The organism is Streptomyces bacillaris (assembly GCF_003268675.1).
GTDB classification, from domain to species: Bacteria; Actinomycetota; Actinomycetes; order Streptomycetales; family Streptomycetaceae; genus Streptomyces; species Streptomyces bacillaris.
Genome location: NZ_CP029378.1, coordinates 29,807 through 51,036, shown reverse-complemented (window position 1 = coordinate 51,036; position 21,230 = coordinate 29,807). Strand labels below are relative to the sequence as shown.

At 74.4% G+C, this 21,230-nt stretch carries 6 protein-coding genes and 1 pseudogene; all 7 read right to left on the bottom strand.

Going from position 1 to position 21,230, the window contains the following annotated elements; all coding sequences use genetic code 11:
- Positions 1 to 2: 2 nt before the first annotated feature.
- The gene (locus DJ476_RS00170; protein WP_318294244.1) at positions 3 to 1,871 is read right to left on the bottom strand and encodes a hypothetical protein; all 1,869 of its coding nucleotides are present in this window, start codon (positions 1,869 to 1,871) and stop codon (positions 3 to 5) included.
- Positions 1,872 to 1,948: 77 nt separating this feature from the next.
- Positions 1,949 to 4,810, bottom strand: a complete 2,862-nt coding sequence (locus DJ476_RS34350) for a lantibiotic dehydratase (protein WP_162638575.1) — start codon at positions 4,808 to 4,810, stop codon at positions 1,949 to 1,951.
- Between the two features lie 144 nt (positions 4,811 to 4,954).
- Positions 4,955 to 5,146, bottom strand: a complete 192-nt coding sequence (locus tag DJ476_RS00160) for a thiazolylpeptide-type bacteriocin (RefSeq protein ID WP_070200352.1) — start codon at positions 5,144 to 5,146, stop codon at positions 4,955 to 4,957.
- A 338-nt stretch (positions 5,147 to 5,484) separates the two neighbouring features.
- Positions 5,485 to 18,104: pseudogene (locus DJ476_RS00155) on the bottom strand (amino acid adenylation domain-containing protein).
- Between the two features lie 387 nt (positions 18,105 to 18,491).
- Positions 18,492 to 18,824: an antibiotic biosynthesis monooxygenase family protein gene (locus tag DJ476_RS00150; protein WP_070200350.1), complete on the bottom strand. Its 333-nt coding sequence runs from the start codon at positions 18,822 to 18,824 to the stop codon at positions 18,492 to 18,494.
- Positions 18,825 to 18,900: 76 nt separating this feature from the next.
- Positions 18,901 to 19,320 (bottom strand): hypothetical protein, encoded by a 420-nt coding sequence (locus DJ476_RS00145; RefSeq protein ID WP_241565736.1) that lies wholly within the window; start codon positions 19,318 to 19,320, stop codon positions 18,901 to 18,903.
- Between the two features lie 138 nt (positions 19,321 to 19,458).
- On the bottom strand, positions 19,459 to 20,913 hold the full coding sequence (locus DJ476_RS00140; protein ID WP_167480356.1) for a S1 RNA-binding domain-containing protein: 1,455 nt from the start codon (positions 20,911 to 20,913) through the stop codon (positions 19,459 to 19,461).
- Between the last annotated feature and the right edge of the window lie 317 nt (positions 20,914 to 21,230).

Sequence of the window (21,230 nt, the reverse complement as noted above, 5' to 3'; positions counted from 1 at the left end):
GCTCACCGGAGTCCTTCCGTGGGAGTGATGGTGTGCGTACCCGCACCAGAGGCAGAGGCAGAGGGAGAGCCGGGGGCAGGGCCGGGGCGGGCGTGCGGGGCATCGGCCCCGGCGGACAGCACGGTGAAGCCGCACTGCCGCAGCGCCGACCAGAGCGCCTGGACGTCGGCGTCCGCACCGGGCGACGGCTCCCACGGCTGCGGGGACCACCCGGTCAGGCCGGCCAGGGCCTCCTGGAGGCCGGGCTCCCGGTCGGCCGACTCCGCCAGCCATGCCGTGGTCCACCCCGCGTCCTCCCAGGGAGCCGTCTCCGCCGACCGGGCGAGCGCCGCCGACGCACCGCTGGGGGTCACCAACTGCCGGGCGTGCGGTGCGTCGGCGGCGGCCTGGACCCTGACGACGGCGGAGAGCGCGGCGTAGGCGACGGCGTCGTCGACCGTGGCCTCGACGGCCGAGCCGAGCAGTTCGGGTGGCGCACCCACCGCCGTACGGTGTCGCCTCCGGACGACTCGGGCGCCGAACACACCCGCGCCGCCGGCTGTGCCCAGGCGCTCCACGGCCACCGCCGCGTCGACGCCCAGGCGCCCGACCAGGACGGACCACCAGTGCGCCGCCTGCGGATGGCGTGCGGTCTCCGGGCTCCAGGGCACGGGGCTGTGCCTGTCGCCGTCCACCGCATCTGTCTGCTGTGCGGCCTCCCGGTCCACCGCCCGCCGCAGCGCCCGCCCGCGCGCGTGCTCCACACCCGCCCCGACCACCACCGGGCCCGACTTCCCGCCTCCCAGGAGGAGTTCGGCCGCACGGCAGACCGCCTCCAGCCGCGCCAGGTCGGCCCGCGCTCCACCGGCCACCAGGTCACCGCCCTCCGCCGCACAGCGGACCAGCGCTGCGGGCAGCTGGGGGAGCGCCCCGGGGTCCGGTTCGTCCAGCACCCCGGCCCAGGGGTCGGTGAGCACCGGGACACGGGCCAGGGCCCCGGACAACGTACGTACGTCAGCACGCGGGCGGACCCGGTCGGCATCCACGAGCACGGGGCCCGGCCAGGTGCGGTATTCGCCCCGCAACCCGCCCGAGGGCTCCTGCTCCGCGATCAGCGCCGTCGGCAGCCCGGGGAGCAGCCGGGCGTCACCTGCCTCGGCCGACGGGTCGCGGAGCCCGGCCACCGCGCACACCAGCCGCTGCGCGGCGGAGGAAGCCAGGAGCACGGGCAAGGCGGGGTGTTCGGGTGCCCGATGGCCGGTCTTCCGTTGCCGCAACCGGCCCGCCAGTGTCTCGGCGTCGGCCCGCGCCTGCGCCACGCTGCCCACGGGGGTGACGAACCCGAGGCCCGCCCGTACGCCCACCGCCACGGCCCGCTCCGCCGCCTCCCGACCCTGTCCTGCGCCCGGAGGTCCACCGGGCCCGGAGGCGACCAACAGGACGTGTCCGTCTGGCAGTTCGGCCGCCTTGGCGACCTCTGCTCGGAGACCGGCACGGTTCAACGCCCGGGCGGCGGCGCGGACGAGCGCGCTGTCAGGGTGCGCGCCGAGGACCCGCGTCCGGCTGCGGGCGAGCGCGGCGCCCGCAGCGCCGGGCCGCTCGGCCACGGCCCCGAGCCACGGCCCGGCACCGCCCGTGGCCTCTCCGCCCGAGCGTTCTACCAGCAGGTCATGATCGAGCAACTGGCCGAGGACCGTGAGCAGCGCGGCCCGGAGCGGCGAGCCCTCCGGGGCCGCCCGCACCAGCTCCGCGCGGGCGGCCCCGCTCCGCTCCCCGCCCGCCGCCAGGGCCTCGGCCAGACGGCCCCAGAGCACCGGCAGACCGTCCCCGCCCTCCAACGTGAGGCTGGTGATCCAGCCCCGCAGATGTACGCCGTTGTGGAGCGCGGTCACCGACACGCCGGGCCGTAACCGCCACCGCCCCAGAGAGTCCAACGCATCCTGCCTGTCTGGCGCGACCTGATCGACGGTCACCGCTCTCCCCTCCGATGCGCCCGATGTGCCTGCCCGGCCCGGTAGGTCTCCACCACCAGCTCCACCGCCGTGTGCTGCCCGCCCCGGGCCGGTGCGGGCAGTGCCTCCTCCAGGACGACCCCGTCCGGATGGCGGGCCAGCCACTTGCCCAGGCAGCGCAGGTGCAGCGCGTCACCGAGGTCGACGTACTGCGGCTTGGGCCGGTCGAGGGCGCGCAGGAGGTCCTCGTCCACCCGCTCGCCCCGGCCCGGTGGCGGGGCGTGCAGATAGAGCTGGTCGGGCACGCCGAGCAGAGCCCGCCACCGCGCCACCGTCCCCACCGGTACCTCGCCCTCGGCCGCCAGCTCCCCGAGCAGCACCGCCACCGGGCCGCCCGCCAGCTCCCACCGGCGTCGGCGTAGAACAAGGTGGCGGTGGCGGAGGCGGGGCGTACGCACCAGATCCCCGCCCGGTACGGAGCTGCGGTGACGGGGCACCAGGGGACCGAAGTCGGTGATGCCGTGCGGATGGTCCATCAGCAGGGGCGCGAGTCCCGGTTGCAGCAGAAGTGGCGCGAACACCCCGGCGTAGAGCACATCGGCCCACGCACCGGTCGCCTTGACCCGGACCCGGACCTCATCACCGATCGGGTCGTGGACCAGCTCGACGTCGTCCATGCCGAGTGACGCGTACGAGCGGTCCGCCCCGATCTCGTCCCGTACGAACAAGGGATGCAGGTTGGCGTTGAACCCGCTGACCGGCCGCACCTGGGCCGCTCTGGCACCCGGCCCGAGCGCGTCGGAGACGGCGGCGGCGGTCTCGCGCACGGCCCGGGGATCCAGGGAGTCCAGGAACCGGCTGATGAAGCGCCCCCACCCCCCGTACACGTGGTTCACGCACAACATCCCGCCGGGCGCCCGCTGGAGGAACCCGGTGTACGAGACCGGGCGCCGCGTCGCCCACGACGGCATCCGGGAGGGGAGTGCGGCCACCGGGCCGGGCGGCAGGACGACGTCGTCGTCCGGCCCGCCGCCGCTGTCGGCGTGGGCCCGGTGCACGGATGCGACCAACTCGGCCCGGAGCGCGGTGAGTCGGCGTACGCCGTCGGCGGCGGTGGCCCCGCCGCCTCCGTCCGTACTTGTCCTGCCCGCCGTATCCCCGTCAGCCCCGTCGACGGCCCGCGCGGCCCGCTGCCACGCCTCGTCGGCGGCCGCGCCGAAGTCCCACACGTGCGGGCAGACCCCGCCGGGCCCGTACCGCTCGACGAAACTGTCCCGCACCTGTCGGCGTATCACTGGACCGAGGTCGAACACCTCGGCCAGGGAAGCCAGTTCGGCTACCCCCTGATGGTCCGCTCCGTCGAGGAACCCGTCCAGCGGTACGGGCTGCCGCAGGACGACGTCCTCGCTGAGCACGGTGAGGCGGCCGGGGGCGGGGCCCACCGGGTGGCCCACTTCGTCGAGGAGCGTTGCCCAGCGGTCCCGGAGGGTGGCGAGGAGGGCGGCGCGGCGGCCGGGTTCCGCGGTGCCGAACTCGGCGGTGAGGGTGGCGAGTTCCTCGATACGGAGGGCCGGTTCGTGGTCCTGTCGCGTACCGGTGCTCCGCAGCCAGCGGGCCAGCCTGGGGAGTGGGTCCGGGTCCTGCGGGCCGAAGGGCTCCACGGGGACGAGCAGCCCCGCATCGCAGACCTGCCCGACGAAGGCGGAGGCCGCGTCGAGTGCAGCCGGCCGCTCTCCCTCTCCGGTCTGGGCCTCTCCTTCCGCGACGAGCATCTCCGCCAGGGCGGCGGGCGTGGCCGGGGGATCGCACAACTCCGCCAGCCGGAGCAGCGGTTCCGCCGCGCCGAGGGTGACCTCGTCGTCCTCCACCGCGAGGAAGCGCGCGGCGGTGAAGGCCGTACGGGAGCGGGCGAAGGAGACACGCCCGCCGGAGACACGCGGACTGCTGCACAGCCGATGGGGGAGCGTGGAGCGACGGCGCGGGTCGGCCGCCAGCGCGGCGAACAGGGTGTCCACCAGCGTCCGGTTGGCACGGACGACGGCAAGGGCCGACCCCAGCGGCAGCTCCACCGGACTCCAGGCCCCGGCGGTTTCGGGGGCCGCCCCGCTCCGAGCAGCTCCCGGCTCCGCGTCGTTCCAGGCCCCGGCGGCCTCCAGCTCCGCGTAGCTTCGGGCCCCGGAACCGACCCCCTCACCGCCCGACGACGGCCCCGGCAGCACTCCCCAGCCGACCGCCGTGAACGCGGACAGCGGCGTCGTACGGGCGACCGCTCGCGTCACATGCCGCAGTACGCCCGCCTCCTCCTTCCGGGCCCTGCGGTCCACCGGCCCGTCCTGTCCGGCCCGCACCACAGCCCGCAGCAGGTCGGCGCTGGTGAACGAGGCCGCGCGGAGGAACGCGGGCTCCCGGCAGAGCCCGGCGAGCACGGACCGCCCGGCCGCGAGAGCGGGGGCGGCCCCGGACCGGAGGGCGGTGAGCAGCTCCTCCCTGCGCCCGCGTGCGGCGAGCCAGGCGCGCAGTTCGGGCACCCGGTCGGGCAGGCCGTCCAGGCGGTGCAGCAGGGCGGGCCGCGGATCGCGCCCGTTGTGCACGGCGCGGCGCAGCGGCAGCACCACATCGCGGTGGAAGTCTTCCGTGTGGCCCGCCCGACTCGCGTACAGCGCGTCACCGAGGGCGGGGGCCAGCGCCGCGAGCCGCTCCTCCAGCGCCACCAGTTCGGCCAGCGCCGCACGGAACGCGACGGCGGGACCGGGCTCGGCGGGCAGGCTCAGCAGGGTCGTCCGGACCAGCGCGCCGGGCGCGATCCGGGGGAGCGGGGCCGCGTGCCCGGTGCGGAGGGAGGGTGCGGGCAGCTGGAGTTCCGGTACGGGCGGGTTCACATCGATCCAGTCGGCTGGGCGTCGGACAGGGGTCGGCACACGGTTCGGGCGGCGCCGGGTACGTACGCGTACGGGCCTCCGCGACACCGCGTCGGCCCGGCACACCGGACCGGCGGCACCGCGGAAGCCCTCACGGCTCCTGCGTCACGCGGTGTCGAGCGGCAGCGGCGGCTGGACGCTGCACCCGCTGCAGCCCTGACAGGACGTCGAGGAGGAGGACGACAGCGAATAGGTGGACTCGCCTATTCCGGCCGTGTCGCGCATCGCGGTGACGGTGATCTCACCGAGATCCAGCGTGCTGAGATCGAAGGCGGTGGACATCTCGGGAAGTGACATGTGTTCTCCGGGAGTCGTGAGAGCAGGAACGGTGCTTCTGTGCACCGGTTCGGCAGCGTAGATCGCGCCACGACCCCTGGAGCAGCGCCTTAATCGGCCAAGGGAACGGTAAAGAAATGTCCAAAAAGCGCGGTGGTCGGCCGACGGCGGTGCGGGGGTCAGGACCGTCCTGATCCCTCGCATTTGCTTCCGGGAAAAGCTGGGGAAGGGGATGGGCGACTCCGTGGCCTTTCGCTCCGGAGGCGGTCGATCGAAAAGTGAATCGCTCTTCCCGGAGCCTCTCCGTCCGGATGGTTTCCGGCCGGACGGAGAGGGCGAAGGGCACGGCGAGACAATTCTTACGTTTCGCTCCCGAACTGCCGTTCCCGGAGGTCCGGGAGGCCCGAGCGGCCCAGGTGGTCCTGACGGTCCGGCAGGGCGACAGGGTTGGGCAGGACCGGACGGTTCGGCAGGACCGGACGGCTCGGCACCTGCCGGGCCATGTCCCCGTCGATGGTGCGGGTGAGCAGGTGCAGCGGCGCCGCCCGCGTCCCGGTGGCTTCCGCGGCCGCCCAGTAGGCGCGGCCGGTGGCCGTGTCGACCGGGCCCCGGACCAGCGGGAGATCCGTGGTCCCGGAGGCGTGGAGCAGGGACTCCAGCCGACAGGACGCGATGGTGTCCGGGATCGAGGGCTGCGCGAGATAACCGGCCACCGCGGCGGCCGGCAGCCCTTCGGCCACCTGCCGTTCGACGGTCCCGGCGCTCAGCAGCCCGCCCCCGACGACCAGGACGTCCCGCGCCCGGTCCATCCGGCTGACGGCCCGCCCCGTGTCGAAGCAGTGCGGGAACGAGTCGTCGACCACCGTCGTACCGGGTTCGAGCCGGTCCACGTCGAGGAGCGTGCCGCCGCCGCTGACCGCCGCGACGATGAGGCGTGCCCCGTACACCGCGTCGGGAAGCACCCCGCCCGACTCCAGGACGTCGACGGCGTCCGCGAGACCGCGTTCGCGGAGCCGTTCGGCGAACTCCTTGAGCCGTGGACCGCTGCCCGGTACGTCGCAGAGCAGCAGCCGGGCGGGCGGAGCCGGGGCCCGGCCGAGCAGCAACTCCAGGGAGGAGGAGCCGATGGAACCGAGCCCGACGAACGCCACGGTGAGGGCGTTCAACTCCTGCCCGGTGGCTTCGAGCGCCGCATGGACGGTCTTCACGACGGAGACCACGGTCGCCGCATGGCCGGTGGTGACGGCCGGGGCACCCTCGCCCGTACCGACGGCGCGCACGACGTCGAACCCGTAGCCGGTGAGTGAGGGGATCATGCCGGCGAGCGACACGGACCGGGCACCGAAGGAGGCGGCGAGCTCCACCCCGCGCGCGGTGTGCCCGAGCAGTGCGTCGCCGGGGGCCAGTTCGTCCGCGAAGAGCGGGACGCAGACGAAGCCCGAACGCCCCAGCGGGGTGCTCAGCGTCTCCAGGAGCCGGGGGCGCCCGTCGGGGAACAACAGGGCGCGCAACTGCTCGCGCGGCAGGTCCGCCTGTGGCAGCCGGGCCAGCCGGGCGAGGTGGGCCGGGGACGGCAGATAGCCGATCAGCGCGGCATCCATGCGCGGCTCCTGCCCTGACCCGACCGGTTCAGGACCGGCGATCGCGCTCGGTACGCCCGGGCTCCCGGCACGCCGCTGTTCCGGTACCGGCTGCGCGGCCGCCGCCCGCGTCAGCCCGTCCCGGATCCTGCCCGCGAACACGGCCAGGCCGTCCGGCGTGAACGCCGCCGCCGACGCGCGGACGGTGAGCCGCAGCCGCCCGGCGTCCGACCCGGCCGCCAGGAACACATCCGTACCGACCGGAGGCGGCGTGTACCCGTTCCCGCTCTCACTGCCGTTGTCCTCGTGGTGTACCGCCAGCGTGCGCCCGCTCTCCGGCCCGAGGGCGGAGAAGTCCAAGTACGTGAAGAAGAACTGGGAGGCCAGGGGCAGCCCGCTGGGCAGCGACGGCACGGGACCGTCATGGACCTGCGCCGCCGTGGCCTCCGCGACGATGCGCCGGAGATCCCCGACGAAGTCCGCCTGGCCGGACGGCCGTGCGTCGGCCGGACGGACCGGCCGCAGGGGTACGGCGGTGGCATACGGCCCGAACACCCGGTGCGCGTCGGGCAGGGTGTGGTCCCGGCCGCTCAGGGCGAGCCCGAGCACCAGATCCGCCCGCCCGGTCTCCGCCACGAGCGCCCGGTAGTACGCGGTCAGCACGGGGGCGTAGAGGGTGGCGCCCACACGCGAGGCGAGGTGGCGCAGCTTCTCCACCTGATCGGCCTCGATCGTGAACGAGTGCGTGAGGAAGGGCACGTGACGGCGTGCCCCGCCTTCGCCGTCACCGAGCACTGGCGGATCGTAGGGTGCGCTGAGCCGCACCCACCGGTCGTCGTCCTGCACTGAGGCCGAGGCCGACGAAGCCAACGCCGACGTGACGGCAGCCGTGCCGGGACCCCGGCCGGCGAGGCGGACGGCGTGGTCGCGGAAGGTACTGCGCAGAGGGGCCAGGACCGGTTCCTCGCCGCCGGACAGCGCGTCGTACACGGTCGTCAGCTCCCGTATCAGGAGCGCCGCGCTGTAGCCGTCACCGATGATGTGGTGCGCGTGCACCACGAGGACATGGTCGTCGGGGGCGAGGGTGAGGACCCGCAGGCGCAGGAGCGGCCACGCCCAGGGCTCGAAGCGGCGCTCCCGCTCGGCGGCGACCCTCTCCTCCACCTGGTGCGGGTCGGTGAGGGGCTCGAAGTCGACGGGCAGCCGCAGCGACGGCGGCAGCTCCTGCTGGACCGCCGGGCGCGCCCCGGAGGGGAAGACGGTACGGAGCATGGGGTGCCGTACGACGAGGGCGTCCACCGAGGCCTGGAAACGGGCGGTGTCGAGCGGGCCGCGCAGGCGCAGCCGCGTGAGCCAGGACGACGACGCCCCTGGTGCCATGGCTTCGGCCAGCAGGAAGCCGCGCTGGGTGGGCGTGAGCGGGAAGGGCGTGGGGCCGTCTCCGCCGGTCTCCTGGACCGCAGGGGCAGGCGCAGGGGCATCCGACGGAGCAGCGCCGTCCACGGCCGCGTCCACGGCGGTGGCCAGGGCGGCCAGGGTCCGGTGACGGTAGATCACCGTCGGCCGGGGGAGCGGCCCGCCCTGCTGCTCCAGCCTCGCGAACACCTCCAGCACGAGCAGGGAGTCGCCGCCCAGGGCGAAGAAGTCGTCCTCACGGCAGACGTCGTCGGCCTGGAGCAGGACGGACCAGATGCGCGCCAGCCGGACTTCGGTGGGCGTCGAGGGCGGCGTACGGGGCACATCCCCGGCCTGCACCGGCTCGTTCGCGCCTTCCTTCCGATCCTCGGCGCCCGTCCTCGTCCCCAGGGCCAGCAGCTCACGCCGGTCGATCTTCCCGTTGCCCGTGAGCGGCATCCTCTCGACCGGGACGATGCGGGACGGGACCATGTACGGCGGCAGCGTCGCCGCGAGATGGACCCGCAGCGCCACCGCGTCCACGCCGGGCGCCCCCGCCCTCGGCGTCACGAACGCGACGAGACGGCCGTCCTGGAGCAGGACCACGGCCTGGGTGACATCCCGGTGGCCCTGGAGCACGGCCGCGATCTCGCCCGGCTCGACCCGGTTGCCCCGGACCTTCACCTGGTCGTCGAGGCGCCCGAGGAAGTCCAGGGTGCCGTCCTCACGGGCCCGCACACGGTCGCCGCTGCGGTACCAGCGCCGCCCCCGCCGGGTGATGAAGGCGGCCTCGGTCAGGGCCGGTTCACCGAGATACCCGGGCGTCAACCCGACCCCGGCGATGAGGAGTTCACCGGCCTCGCCGGGCCGGCGGTCCTCCCCGTCGGGGCCGACGACCGCCACCTCCGTACCCGCCACGGGACGGCCGATGGGCAGCTGCGTCACATCGTCGGCGGGCCGGGAACGGATGATGTGACAGGTCGTGTTGATGGTCGCTTCGGTCGGCCCGTAGAGGTTGGCGATGCGCTGGCCGTCGCCGAAGAGATCGAACCAGCGGCGTACGTGCGCGGGGGACAGGGCCTCGCCGCCGACATGGATCCACCGGAGGGCCGAGAGACCGGGCCGTGGCGCTCCGCGCCGTACCCGCTCCTCCGAGGCGGTCAGGAGCTGCTCCCAGAGAGTCGGTACGGAGCTCCACACGGTGATCCGGGTGCGTTCGACGTGGGTCAGGAGGAGGTCGGGGTCGCGCAGGAGGTCCCGGTCCACCGTCACGACGGTCGCCCCGACGAGCAGCGGGGCCAGGAGTTGGCGTACGGAGGCGTCGAAGCAGAGCGACGCCGTCTGGGCGAGCCGGTCGTGCTCGTCGTAGCCGAAGGTGCGGATGGCCCAGGAGAGGTAGTTCTCCATCGAACGGTAGGTGATGGGTACGGCCTTGGGGCGCCCGGTGGACCCGGAGGTGAAGATCACGTAGGCGAGGGCATCCGCGTCGACGGGACCGTCCGGACTGTCCGGTCCGTCCGGCACGTTCCCGTATTCCTGTTCCTGTGGTACGGGCTCCGAGAGGTCGACGGGGACCAGGGTGACATCACCGAGGGCCTCGGCCGCCGCGCGGGTCGCGGCATGGCAGAGCACCGTACGGGCGCCCGAACGGCCGAGCTGGTCCGCGAGGCGCGCGCTGGGGTGGCCGGCGTCCAGCGGCACCCACCCGGCGCCCGCGCGCAGAACGGCGACGACCGAGACGACGGCGTCGGCGCCGGGCTCGGTGAGGAGCCCGACCAGGCTCCCCGGGGTGACGCCCCGGGCCACGAGCCGGGCGGCGAGCGCATGGGAGGCACGGTCGAGTTCGGCGTACGTGAGGGTGGTGCCGGTGCCGCGCCCGACCTGTGTGCTCCCGGCGCCCGTGTCGACGGCGATCGCGTCCGGGGTGGCCCGGAAACGCGCGAGAAGCCGCTCCACGATCGTGGCGGACCCGGACCCGGCTGCCGTGTGCGCGGCCTCGGCCCCGCCCTGGGCGGTGGGCCCGTCCGCCCCGGCGAGGGCGGTCAGCTCGTCGTGGAAGTCGCGGTCCAGGCGGGCCACCGTCGCCGGGTCGAAGAGGCGGACGGGGAAGTTCCACGAGAACCGCAGGACTGTGTCGTCCTGCCAGCACAGCAGGCTGAGCCGGGTCGCGCTCGTCCCGGTCCCGGCGGCGGTCGGCCGCACCGATACCGGGCACTGCGCGTCGAGCGCGGCCGGGAAGCGGGCGAAGCTGAACCCGGCCGGGCTCACGGTCCTCGGCCCGGCGACGGCCGGGTTCACCGTCCCTGGCCCGGGGACAGCCGCGCTCGCGGTCCCCGGCCCGGCGACGGCCGGGCTCACAGCCCTGGACTCGGCCCCGACCGGGCCCACCACCCTCGGCCCTGCCCCGGTCGGGCGCTCCGTCAGCAGTCGGGCCAGGTCGAGGCTGGTGGGTGTGGCGTGCCGCTCGCTCTCCAGCCAGAGCCGCCCGATCCGCTCGGCCAGCTCCCACACCGACTCGTCCGGATCGCTCTCGCAGAGCAGCGGCAGGGTGTCGGCCAGCGGTCCCACCAGCCGGTCCAGCCCCGGCAGCCGGCCCTCCCGCCGGGCGCGGGCGACGTTCACCGCGATCTCGCGCTGCCCGCCGCTCCACCGGCCCAGACACCGCACATGGACGGCGAGCAGCAGCTGGAACAGGCTCACCCCGTGCGCGGCGGCCCGCTCCTCCAGCGCGGCGGTCGACGGCGCGTCGAGGGCGCTGAGATGGGTGGCCAGGGGAGCGGCCGGGAGGGCGTCCGGATCACCGTCGTACGGCAGCCGCAGTGCCTCGCCCCGGGAGGCCAGCCGCTCCGACCAGTGACGCAGATCGGCGGCGAGGGCCTCGGCCCCGGCGGCGGAGGACCGCTCCTCGGCGGCAGCGGCGGAGTACCGCGCGAAGTCGGTGGAGAGCAAGGGCAGTTCGGGAACGTCCTCCTGCCCCCGGGCGAAGGCGGTGTAGAGCGACCAGAGTTCCTCCGCGAGGACGTTGAGGCTGTAGCCGTCACCCGCCGCATGGTGGATCATCAGCACCAGGTGGGCCAGATCCGGGGCTTCACGGGCGAGGACCGCGCGTACGGGCGGCTCGGCGGAGAGGTCGAACGGCCGGTTGCGCAGGGCGTTCTCCAGCTCCTCGACGGGACCGGGCCGCTCGCGCACCTCGTACCAGTCGGAGAGGGCGGCGGCGGGTGCGACGTACTGCCGGGGCGCCCCACCATCCCCGTTGCCCGCGCCGCTCTCGATACGGATCCGCAGCATGGAGTGCCGGTCCGCGAGCCCGGCGAGGGCGCGGCCGAGGAGTCCGGTGTCCAGAGGGCCCTGGATGGTCTGGCGGACATACCCGTGGGCCGGGATGTCCGGATGGAGCCGCTCGCCGGTGTGCAGGGCCAGCTGGACCGGCGTGAGCGGGAACGCCACCCCGTCAGCGACCGGGGAAGGGGCCGGAGAGGGCACCGGCGCCGGGGCGGCGGGGGCGTCGAGATGGGCGGCCAGCTCACGGACGGTCCGGTACTCGAAGAAGAGCGTGGCGGGCAGGGCTGCGCCCAACTCCCGTTCGAGCTGCCGTACGAGGTCGACGGCGGCGAGCGAGTCGAGGCCGAGGGAGAGGAACGGCGCGTCGTCGGGGATCTCGGCGGCGGGCAGCCGCAACGCCGCGCCCAGGAGCCGGCGCAGCAACGCGGCGGTACCCGTACCCGCACTTGTACTCGTACGCGCAGAGGCGTCGGCGGTCGGCTCGGTGGCACCGGCCGGAGACCGAGACGTGCGTCCGGACAACGGAACGACATCCGCAGACGGAGACGGCAGCACCGGACCCGTACGCGACAACGGGGCCGCGTCCAGACCCGTACGCCACGACAGGGCCGGACCCGGACCTGAACGCGACGGCTCAAGGTCCGCCAGCAGCACCTGCGCCGCGTCGACCCCGCACGCCGTAAGGAGGGCCGACAGCGCGGGGCCGGTGCCCACCGGCCGGCCACCGGCCCGCTGTACGGCGGGGGAGCCCGGCCCGGAACCGGCGCCCAGGCCCGTACCCAGGCCCGTGGCCATCCCCGTCCCGGCGATCGCGGCGAGGTTCACGGACTGCCAGGGCCTGCCCGCCCGCCGCTCCGAGGCGGCGAACGCGTCGAGGAAGGCGTTGGCACCGGCGTACTCGCTCAGGCCACCCGCCAGACCGGGCAGCAGCGCGGAGACGGACGAGAACGCGACACAGACCGCCGGATCGAGCCCGTGCCGTCGCAGAGCCGCCGAGAGCAGCACGGCCCCCGCGTCTTCGCGGCCAGGGCGGCGGCGGTCTCCTCGGTGCGCCGGTTCCGCAGCGTGCCGGGGCGCACCACGCCCGCCGCATGGAAGAGGCCGTCCAGATGGGGCAGTTGACCGATGAGCGCGTCGACGTCCCGCTCGACCGAGACATCGGCCACGCGGTAGTGGACGGTGGCGCCCAGTGCCTGCAACTCTTCGACGAGCCCGGCGGGCGGCTGCGGTGAGCGCCCGGCGAGCACGAGGGTGGGTCGGCCTTTTCCGGCCAGCTCGCGGGCGAGCGCGCCGCCGATTCCGCCGCCGCCCCCGGTGATGAGGAAGGTGCCGTCGGACGGCAACGGGGACACGGCCGCCACCTGGGCCGCCAGGGGTGCGATGCGGCGGGTGAGCCTGCGCCCCGCCCGCCAGGCGACCGTGGTGGCCTCGCCCGGAGCGCCGTCGCCTTCCGCGCGCAGTTCGGCCAGCACGGCCGCCAGCCGCTGAGCAGGGGTGTCCAGTGAGCAGAGGTCGACCCCGACGGCCGAACGGCCCGGCGTCTCCACCGGCAGGGCCAGCAGCGCCCCGCCCAGCACCGCATGGGCGGGCCGCGGCCGCTCGGCAGCGACCCCCGTGGTGTGGACGTCCTCCGTCAGCACCACCATCCGGCGCGCCCGCGTCGCGTCGAGCCTGCTGAGCGCCACATCGAAGGCGGCCAGCGCGGCCTCCTGCGCCCGGCCGACCGCACCGGCGCCCTCCTCCTGGCCCGGTGCGGACCCGGCCACCAGGACCACGGTGTCCGGCGGCTCCTCGCCCCCCGTGTGCAACTGAACTCCCTCGGCGGCCAGTTGGCGCCCCAGCAGATCGACGGCCGTGGCGTCGGGCCCGGTCAGCAGCACGGACCGTACGCAGGCAGCCGAGGCGTCGGGCAGCGCGGTGTCCTCCCACCTCACCCGGTGCAGCAGGGGACTCACCGGCGGATCGGCCCAGTACCGGTCGCGCCGGAAGGGATAGGTGGGCAGCGGAACCCGCCGGTGACCCGCGTCGAGCGCGGTACGGTCCAGCGGCACCCCCCGCGACCAGAGCCGCCCGACGGTCTCCAGCAGCGCGCGCCGCCCGCCACCACCCGCCGTACGGTCGTCGGAACCGCCGGGCAGAGCCGGAAGCACCAGCACATCACCGCGCATCGCGCCCTCGACCGTCCCCGCCGCCGCGCGGGCCGCGCCGGACAGGGTCGCTCCGTGCCCGACCTCGACGAACGTGTCGTACCCCTCCCGGGCCAGGCGCTCCACGGCGGCCCCGAACAGGACCGGCCGCAGGGCATGGTCGCGCAGGTACTCCGGGCCGAGAACAGGCTGCCACTCGGCGGTGACGGTGCTCATCAGCGGGACGGACGGCTCCTGCACGGTGAGCGCACGCGCCGCGTCGGCGAGCCGCTCCGCCACCGGGAGCATGAGCGGCGAGTGGAAGGCCCGGGACACCCGCAGACGACGTACGGGAATGCCCTGGCCGTCCAGGTGACGGGCGGCGCGCTCGACGGCGGAGACGGAACCGGAGAGGACCTGAAGCCCCGGACCGTTGTACGCCGCGACGGCGAGGTCCCCGCCGCCTCCGGCACCGCCCTCCGCACCGGAAGCCTCCGCCACCAACGCCGCGACGGCCTCCTCGCCCCCGCGTACGGCGATCATGGCCCCGGCCTCGGTGAACGCCCCCATGAGACGGCCGCGTTCGGCGGCGAACCGCACGGCGTCCCGCAGAGTCAGCACCCCGCCCACACAGGCTGCGGCGATCTCCCCGACACTGTGCCCGGCCACCGCGTCGGGCTCCACACCCCACTCGCGCAGCTGGCGGGCGAGCGCGATCCCGGAGGCGACGAGCAACGGCTGCGCCACCTCGGTGAGGGCCTGGTCGGCAGGGTCGGCCTCCGGGGCGAGGGCCCACTCCACCAGGGCCCGCCCCCGTACCGGCCCGAGGAGGGCGGACGCCTCGTCGAGGGTGTCGCGGAACAGCGGAGCCGTACGGTACAGAGCCCGGTCCCGGCCCGGGAACTGCGCCCCCTGCCCGGGAAACAGGAAGACGACCCGGGGCCGCGAACGGGCGACAACCCCTCCGTGCGGGGCGGCAGTCGCAAGCCGGGCTGCGAGATCACCTTCCGCGACGACGGCGAGCCGGTGAGGGCCGTCGTCCCGCGAGGTACTCGCGGTCAGGCACACATCCCCCTCGTGCAGCTCCGGATGCCCGTCCAGATGAGCGGCCAGCCGGTCCGCCGCCGCCCGCAGCCCGTCCGCGCTGCGGGCGGACAGGGTCAGCAGACGAGCGATCCCGCCCGATTCGCTCTCGTACGGGAGATCGGAGTACGGGGCGTCCACGTCCACCACGTCCACCACGTCCGTCACGTGGCGCGGCGCCTCCTCCAGTACGGCATGGGCGTTGGTGCCGCCGAACCCGAAGGCGTTGATGCCCGCCACGAGCGGCCCGGCCGAGGTCCACTCCCGGGCCTCGGTCACCACAGAGAACCCGGCGGACGCGAGCCCCGGCGCGGGGGAGGCGTGGTGCAGCGACGGGGGAAGCCTGCGGTGGCCGAGGGCCAGCACGACCTTCACCAGGGACGGCAGGGCGGCCGCGTTGAGGAGATGCCCGATGTTCGTCTTGACCGAACCGAGCAGCCGGGGCTCCCCGTCCGGCCGTACGGGAAACGCGTGGGCGAGCGACCGCAGCTCGATCGGATCACCCACGGCCGTACCCGTCCCATGGGCCTCCACATAGGTGACCGAGGCGGGAGCGACCCCGGCCGCCTCGTACGCCCGGCCGATGACCTCGCGCTGCCGCAGCGGGTTGGGCGCCATGAGGCTCATCGAGCGGCCGTCGTTGTTGACGGCCGTGCCCCGGACGACCGCGAGCACACGATCACCCCCGGCCCGCGCGGCATCCAGCCGCGTCAGGACGATCGCCGCACCCCCTTCACCCGGCACGAACCCGTCGGCGTCTCCGCTGAAGGCGCGGCTGCGCCCGGTGGGGGAGAGGGCCTGGGCGTCCTCCAGCAGACGGTGACCGGTCGGCGTCAGATGCAGGTTGACCCCGCCGACCACGGCGAGATCGCACTCACCCTCCAACAGACTGCGCCGCGCCAGATGGAGGGCGACCAGCCCCGACGAGCAGGCCGTGTCGACGCCGAGCGCGGGCCCGTCGAGATCGAGGCACTGCGAGACCCGGGCGGCGATGAGGCTCGGCAGATTCCCGGTGAGCGCGGCGGGCAGCGGCGACCCGTCGGCGGAGGCGCGGTCCAGCACCTCGCGGTAGCCGCTCTCCCCGACGGCCGCGAAGACCCCGACCCGGTGGCCACGCCGACGGGGCCCCGCGTATCCGGCACGTTCGAGGGCCTCATGGGCGAGTTCGAGGAAGATCCGCGCCTGCGGATCGAGCGCGCGGGCCTCGTCCTCACCGATACCGAAGTAGCCCGCGTCGAATGCGGCGGGGTCGTCGAGCAGAGCACCCCAGCGGGCCCGGTGCCCTGCCGACGCCCGGTCCCCGGAGCCATCCCAACGCCCTTCCGGCACGGGGGTGACGGCGTCGCGCCCCTCGACGAGCAGGTCCCAGAAGGCATCGGGCGTATCCGCCCCGGGAAACCGGCAGGCCATCCCGATGACGGCTGCGGAGGCAGATGCGGAGGCTGCCCCGGCCTGCCGGCTCCCGGAGGCGAAGGCGAGGGCGGGGGCAGACGCGGAGTCGGCTCCGGCCGCGGAAGCCGCCCCGGCATCGCGGCCCCCCGACGCGGACGCGGAAGCGGCCCGCACCCGCTCAGCATCCCGAACCGGCAGGGTCGCCAGAAGGTGCCCGGCGAGCGCGGCGACGGTGCCGTGGTCACGGATCACCGCAGGCGGCAGGGTCAGCCCGAACGCGTCCTCCAGAGCCACGAGCACCTCCATGGCCTTGAGCGACGTGCCCCCGAGGCTCCCGAACGGCTCGTGGAGCCCGATCGTCCCCGCGGCCCGCCCCAGCACCCGCGCCCACACCTCCCGTACGACCTGTTCGGCCTCGCCACGCGACCGGGGCGCCTCGGCCCGTACGGGAGGCAAGGCCTCCGTACCACCGGAAGGCCGACCGACCGGACCCGCTCCCAGCTGACCCGCCTCGAACCGCTCCCGCAGCCGCTGCCGCTGCAGTTTCCCGCTCGTCGTACGGGGAAAGGCCCCCGGAGCCAGGGCCAGCACACGCACATCGTCGTGGAGGAGCGCCTCGCGCACCCGGGCCGCGACCCGTTCGAGCACCTCCGCCGCCTCGCGCGGCGGCCGGGCCCAGGGAACGACGACGACCACGCGCTCGCCGCCCGTCACGGGGTCGGTCGAGCCGACCACCGCAGGGGCACCCGGAGGCAGCCCGGGCGTGGCCGCAGCGACCGCCTCCAGGTCAGGGGCGTGGAAGGTACGGCCGTTGAGGAAGAGCACATCCTTGTGGCGCCCCGTCACACACAGCCGCCCCTCCCGCAGGAACCCGAGGTCGCCGGTGCGCAGCCACCCGTCGGAGAACACCTCCGCGCTCGCACCCGGAAGGCCGTGGTAGCCACGGGCCAGCTGAGGGCCGCGCACCAGGATGTGCCCGACCCGCCGGTCGCCCAGCTCCGCGCCCCCGTCGTCGACGATCCGCACGGCGCACCCCGCCGCCGGAAGCCCCACGTCCATCAGCTCGAGGGCCCCCGGGCCCGCCACGGCGTCGACGGCCACGCCCCGGCCCAGCGCCGCCCGGTCCAGGACCAGCGGCTCGGCGACCTCGCCCGGCGGCGGGAAGGTCACGGCCAGCGTCGCCTCCGCGAGCCCGTAAACCGGCTGGGCCGCCGCCGGATCGAGGCCCGCCGGGCGCATCCGGCGGGCGAACTCCCGCCACACCGCAGGGGCGATCGGCTCCGCCCCCACCAGCATCAGCCGCACGCTCGACAGATCCAGCCGCGCGACGACCTCCTCGGGAACCCGCCGTACGGCCAGCGCGAGAGCGAAGTTGGCGGCGGACAGCACGGTGGCCCGGTGCCGGTCCGCCACCTCGAACCACACCCGGGGCCGCTTGGCGAACGTCAGCGGCCCGATCTTCACCTGCTTGGCGCGGGCGGCGAGCGGCGCCAGGTGGGTACCGATGAGGCCCATGTCATGGAAGTACGGCATCCAGCTGACCACGACATCACCGGAACCGAGCCCCGAGGCCGCGCATATCTGCTCCAGATTGGCCAGCACCGCACGGTGGGTCACCTCCACCCCCTTGGGCGCACCGGTGCTCCCCGAGGAGAACTGCAGGAACGCGACCTCGTCCGGCCCGGCGACGGCGGGCTCCCGCAGCACCCGCCCCCGGCGCAGCGCATCGAGGTCCAGAGCCCGTACGTCACCGGGGAGTTCCGCCACCACCGACGCGCTCGCCGCATCCACGACGACGGGCGGCCGGCCCAGGTGCTCCCAGATCGGCAGAGCGCGCCGGGCGTCGGGGGCCAGCGGTACGGGGACGAGCCCGGCGGCGAGTGCGCCCCAGAACATCGGCTGGAAGTCCTCGCTGCGATCGGCAAGCAGGGGCACACAGGTCCCCGGCGCGATGCCGGCCTCCCGCAGCCCCCCGGCCACGCGCAGCGCGTCGTCCAGGAGTTCGCGGAGGGTGACGGTCAGTTCGTTGCCGTTGCCGTTGCTGTCGCCTCGGACATGGACGACGACCTGCCCGGGAGCCTCCCGAACCGCGCCCAGCAGTACATCCAGCAGTGTCATGTTGGTGTCGTCCACCGGTCCGTCGGTCCGTTCTCCACACGCGCGGATACGCACGCACTGATCGTTGCTCCGGCCGGTCGCCGGTCCCCGTTGATGATCTTAAAAACGCCCCGGCGGCAGAGGATCAACCGGCGGGAGGAGACCGCGTGCGCCCCGAGGCTGACCCCGGCACGGCGAGGGCGACAGGAATACGCGGCTCCGGCTCTCCGCAGAGGCAGGAGAGGTGGGAGAGGCGCAGGGGAAGACAGGCGAGGCGAGGAAGACAAGCGGGGCGAGGGCGCAGAGGAGGCTGTAGAGCGTGCCCCAACGCCGGATCAGTGACCGGTCCGCCGACCGTGGGGCCGCCGGCGGCCCGCCTGGTGGGAGCGGGTCACCGACGGCGTTGTGCTACGAGCCGACCGGCCCGGCCTGCTGCACGACTTCGAAGGACCACACGGTGGACCCGCTGGCCGCCGGCTTCGGGCGCTCGCCGCCGTCACCGGCGCCGCCGCCCTGGTGGGCCGCCTTCATCGGACCCTCCATCCAGGCCTGGAAGGATGCCTCGTCACGCCAGCGCGTGTAGACGAGGTAGTTGTCCGTGCCCTCGACGGGCCGGAGAAGCTCGAACCACTCGAACCCGTCGGAGTTCTCGACGGCGTGGGCCCGGGACGCGAAGCGCTTCTCCAACGTCTCGCGCTGTTCCTGGGGGACGGTCAGCACATTGATCTTGACTACGCTCATGGCCTCATCCTGTCGTACCCCACCGGGCGGGAGGGGCAGCGGTCCCGGTGCGAGCCCTCGCCCGGCTCCGCCCCGGCTACTCGGGCTGGGTGACGGCCAGCGACCACCGTACGGCGTCGTGCGAGGCGTCGACTCCCACGGTGAACGAACCCCACCGCACCACCCCCGGGTCCATGGACACGGAGCCCACCCCCGCGCTGCCCGCGGGGCAGTCCACTGTGAACGCGGCCACCTGAGTGCCCTGCGAATCCATCGTCACCCGCACATCGCCGCCGCCCTCGCAGGCCACCGTGAGCACGGTGGGCAGCCGGTCCGAGGCTCCGCCCGACACCACACCGCCGTCGCCCGTCCACTCAGGCACCCACACCAGACCGTCCGGCCCGGGGTGAGGAAGAAGTTCCCCGGGCGTCGCCGCGGCGGCGGGGGCGAGGCCCGCCCCCGCGACGCCCAGCATCGCCAGCAGTGCCACTGTCGCGGTCTTCCGAACACCCGTCACGCCTACTCCTCAGCTACTGGGTCGAGAGACCACAGCATGGCGCCGAGGAGGGCTGTTGCGCACGAGTACGCGTACTCATGACACCGGCTCACGAACATGACCGCGTTCCCCCCGGCGTGCCCTGCTTCTCGCGTGCAGTCAGTCCCCGGGGACGGCGACGGCCTGCCGGTGCGAGAGGGCGATCCGGCGGCGGGCCGGGTCGACGTCCAGGACCCGGACCGACAGCACGTCACCGACCCGTACGGCTATGTCCTGCCCCTCCAGGTGCCCGTCCGCCAGCTCGGAGATGTGCACCAGCCCCTCCAGCCCGCCCTCCGTCTCCGCGACGCGGACGAACACCCCGAAGGGCACCACTTTGGTGACGGACCCGACGACCGTCGACCCGACCCACTCGGTCAACCGCCGCATCGGATCCTCGTGCAGGGCCTTGAGGGAGAGCGACACGCGCTCAGGGAGGAGTTCGATGTCCAGGATCTCCGCGCGGACCTCCTCACCGACGGAGACGATGTCGGAAGGGTGCTCGAAGTGCCGCCACGACAGCTCCGGGATGTTGATCATCGCCTCGAAGCCGCCGATGTCCACGAAGGTGACGCCGAAGGCGGGGATACGGGTCACGGTGCCGCTCACGATCTGTCCACGGCGCAGCGTCCTGAGGAACGCCCAGCGACGGTCGCCCGGCGTCGGTTCGGTCCGCCAGCGGGCCCGTACGACCCCGTCGGCGTCGGGCATGACGGCGGTGAGCAGCGGCACGCGCCCGCCGGTGGTCACGGGCAGGTCTCCCGTCCCGTTCGCTTCCGTCGCGCTCGTCCCCGCCCCGTTCGCCCCTGGCTTACTCGCCCCCGGCTCACTCGTCCCCGGCTCGGGCCACACGGCGAGCCGTGCGCGGGGTGCGATCCGGTCCCTTACCGCCTCGACGCCGTCCCAGGTGAGGCGATGTCGGCGCGAGGCGCCCTCGACGTACATCTCCTCCAGGATCCCCGCCCGGCACGTCGAGACCATCCGGCCCAGGCCGGACCAGAAGGCGTCGTCGGCCGGGCGCTGGATCTCCTCGGCGCCTCCGGTCTCCATGGTGTACGGAGACGAGTCGACGCGCTCCGGGAGAAGCCCGAGCGCCCGGGCCCGTGCCACCACCCCCTCGCAGGGTCGCTCACTGCCGATGTAGACGTGCCGGTCCCGGCCCACATGCACCGTGAACCGGTCCGCCACCTCCAGCCGGCACCGGACGCCGGCGCCGCGCAGCATGGCCCGCACCAACTCCAGCCCGACATCGAGCGTTACGACGGCCCCGTCGTGAAAGCCGTACGGAAGCCCTTTCCCGGAGTCTTCCTGGTCGGAGGGGAACAACCCGGCCAGCCCGAACCGGTCCACCGGGGGCTCGTCATCGAGGCCGAAGCGGGGCAGCGCCGCCACCTCCGGCTCGCGCACGGCCAGTTGATCGATGCCCGACTCCCGGGCGAAGGCCTTGACCGCCCTGAGACAGGCCGACTCGACCTCCCCGTAGTCACTGACGGTGCCCTCCGGGCCGGTGGCGGAACGGTGTTCGTCGTGGTGGGCGGGGTCGTACGTGGACAGGCGGTAGACGTAGGTCGGCACGCGCCCATCGTAGGGATCGGCCGCACCCGGGACCCCAGAGATTGGCGCCGACCCGGACACCGGCCCAAGCCAAGCCCCAAGCCAAGCCCCAAGACCGGCCTTGGAATCGCAAGCATCCGCACCGCCGCCCAGGGCCCTGAAGACGCACACGCTAAGCTGCGACTTCCCCACGGGGGAAGTCCGGTCGAAGTCCGGCGCTGACCCGCAACGGTAGGCGGAGCCACTGGTTCCGCGAGCCCGATCACCCGTGGCGGAGAAGGCTCCTGACAATTCGCCGTGGACTGCGAAAGGGCGCTGCGCGGGCGGCCTCCGTCCGG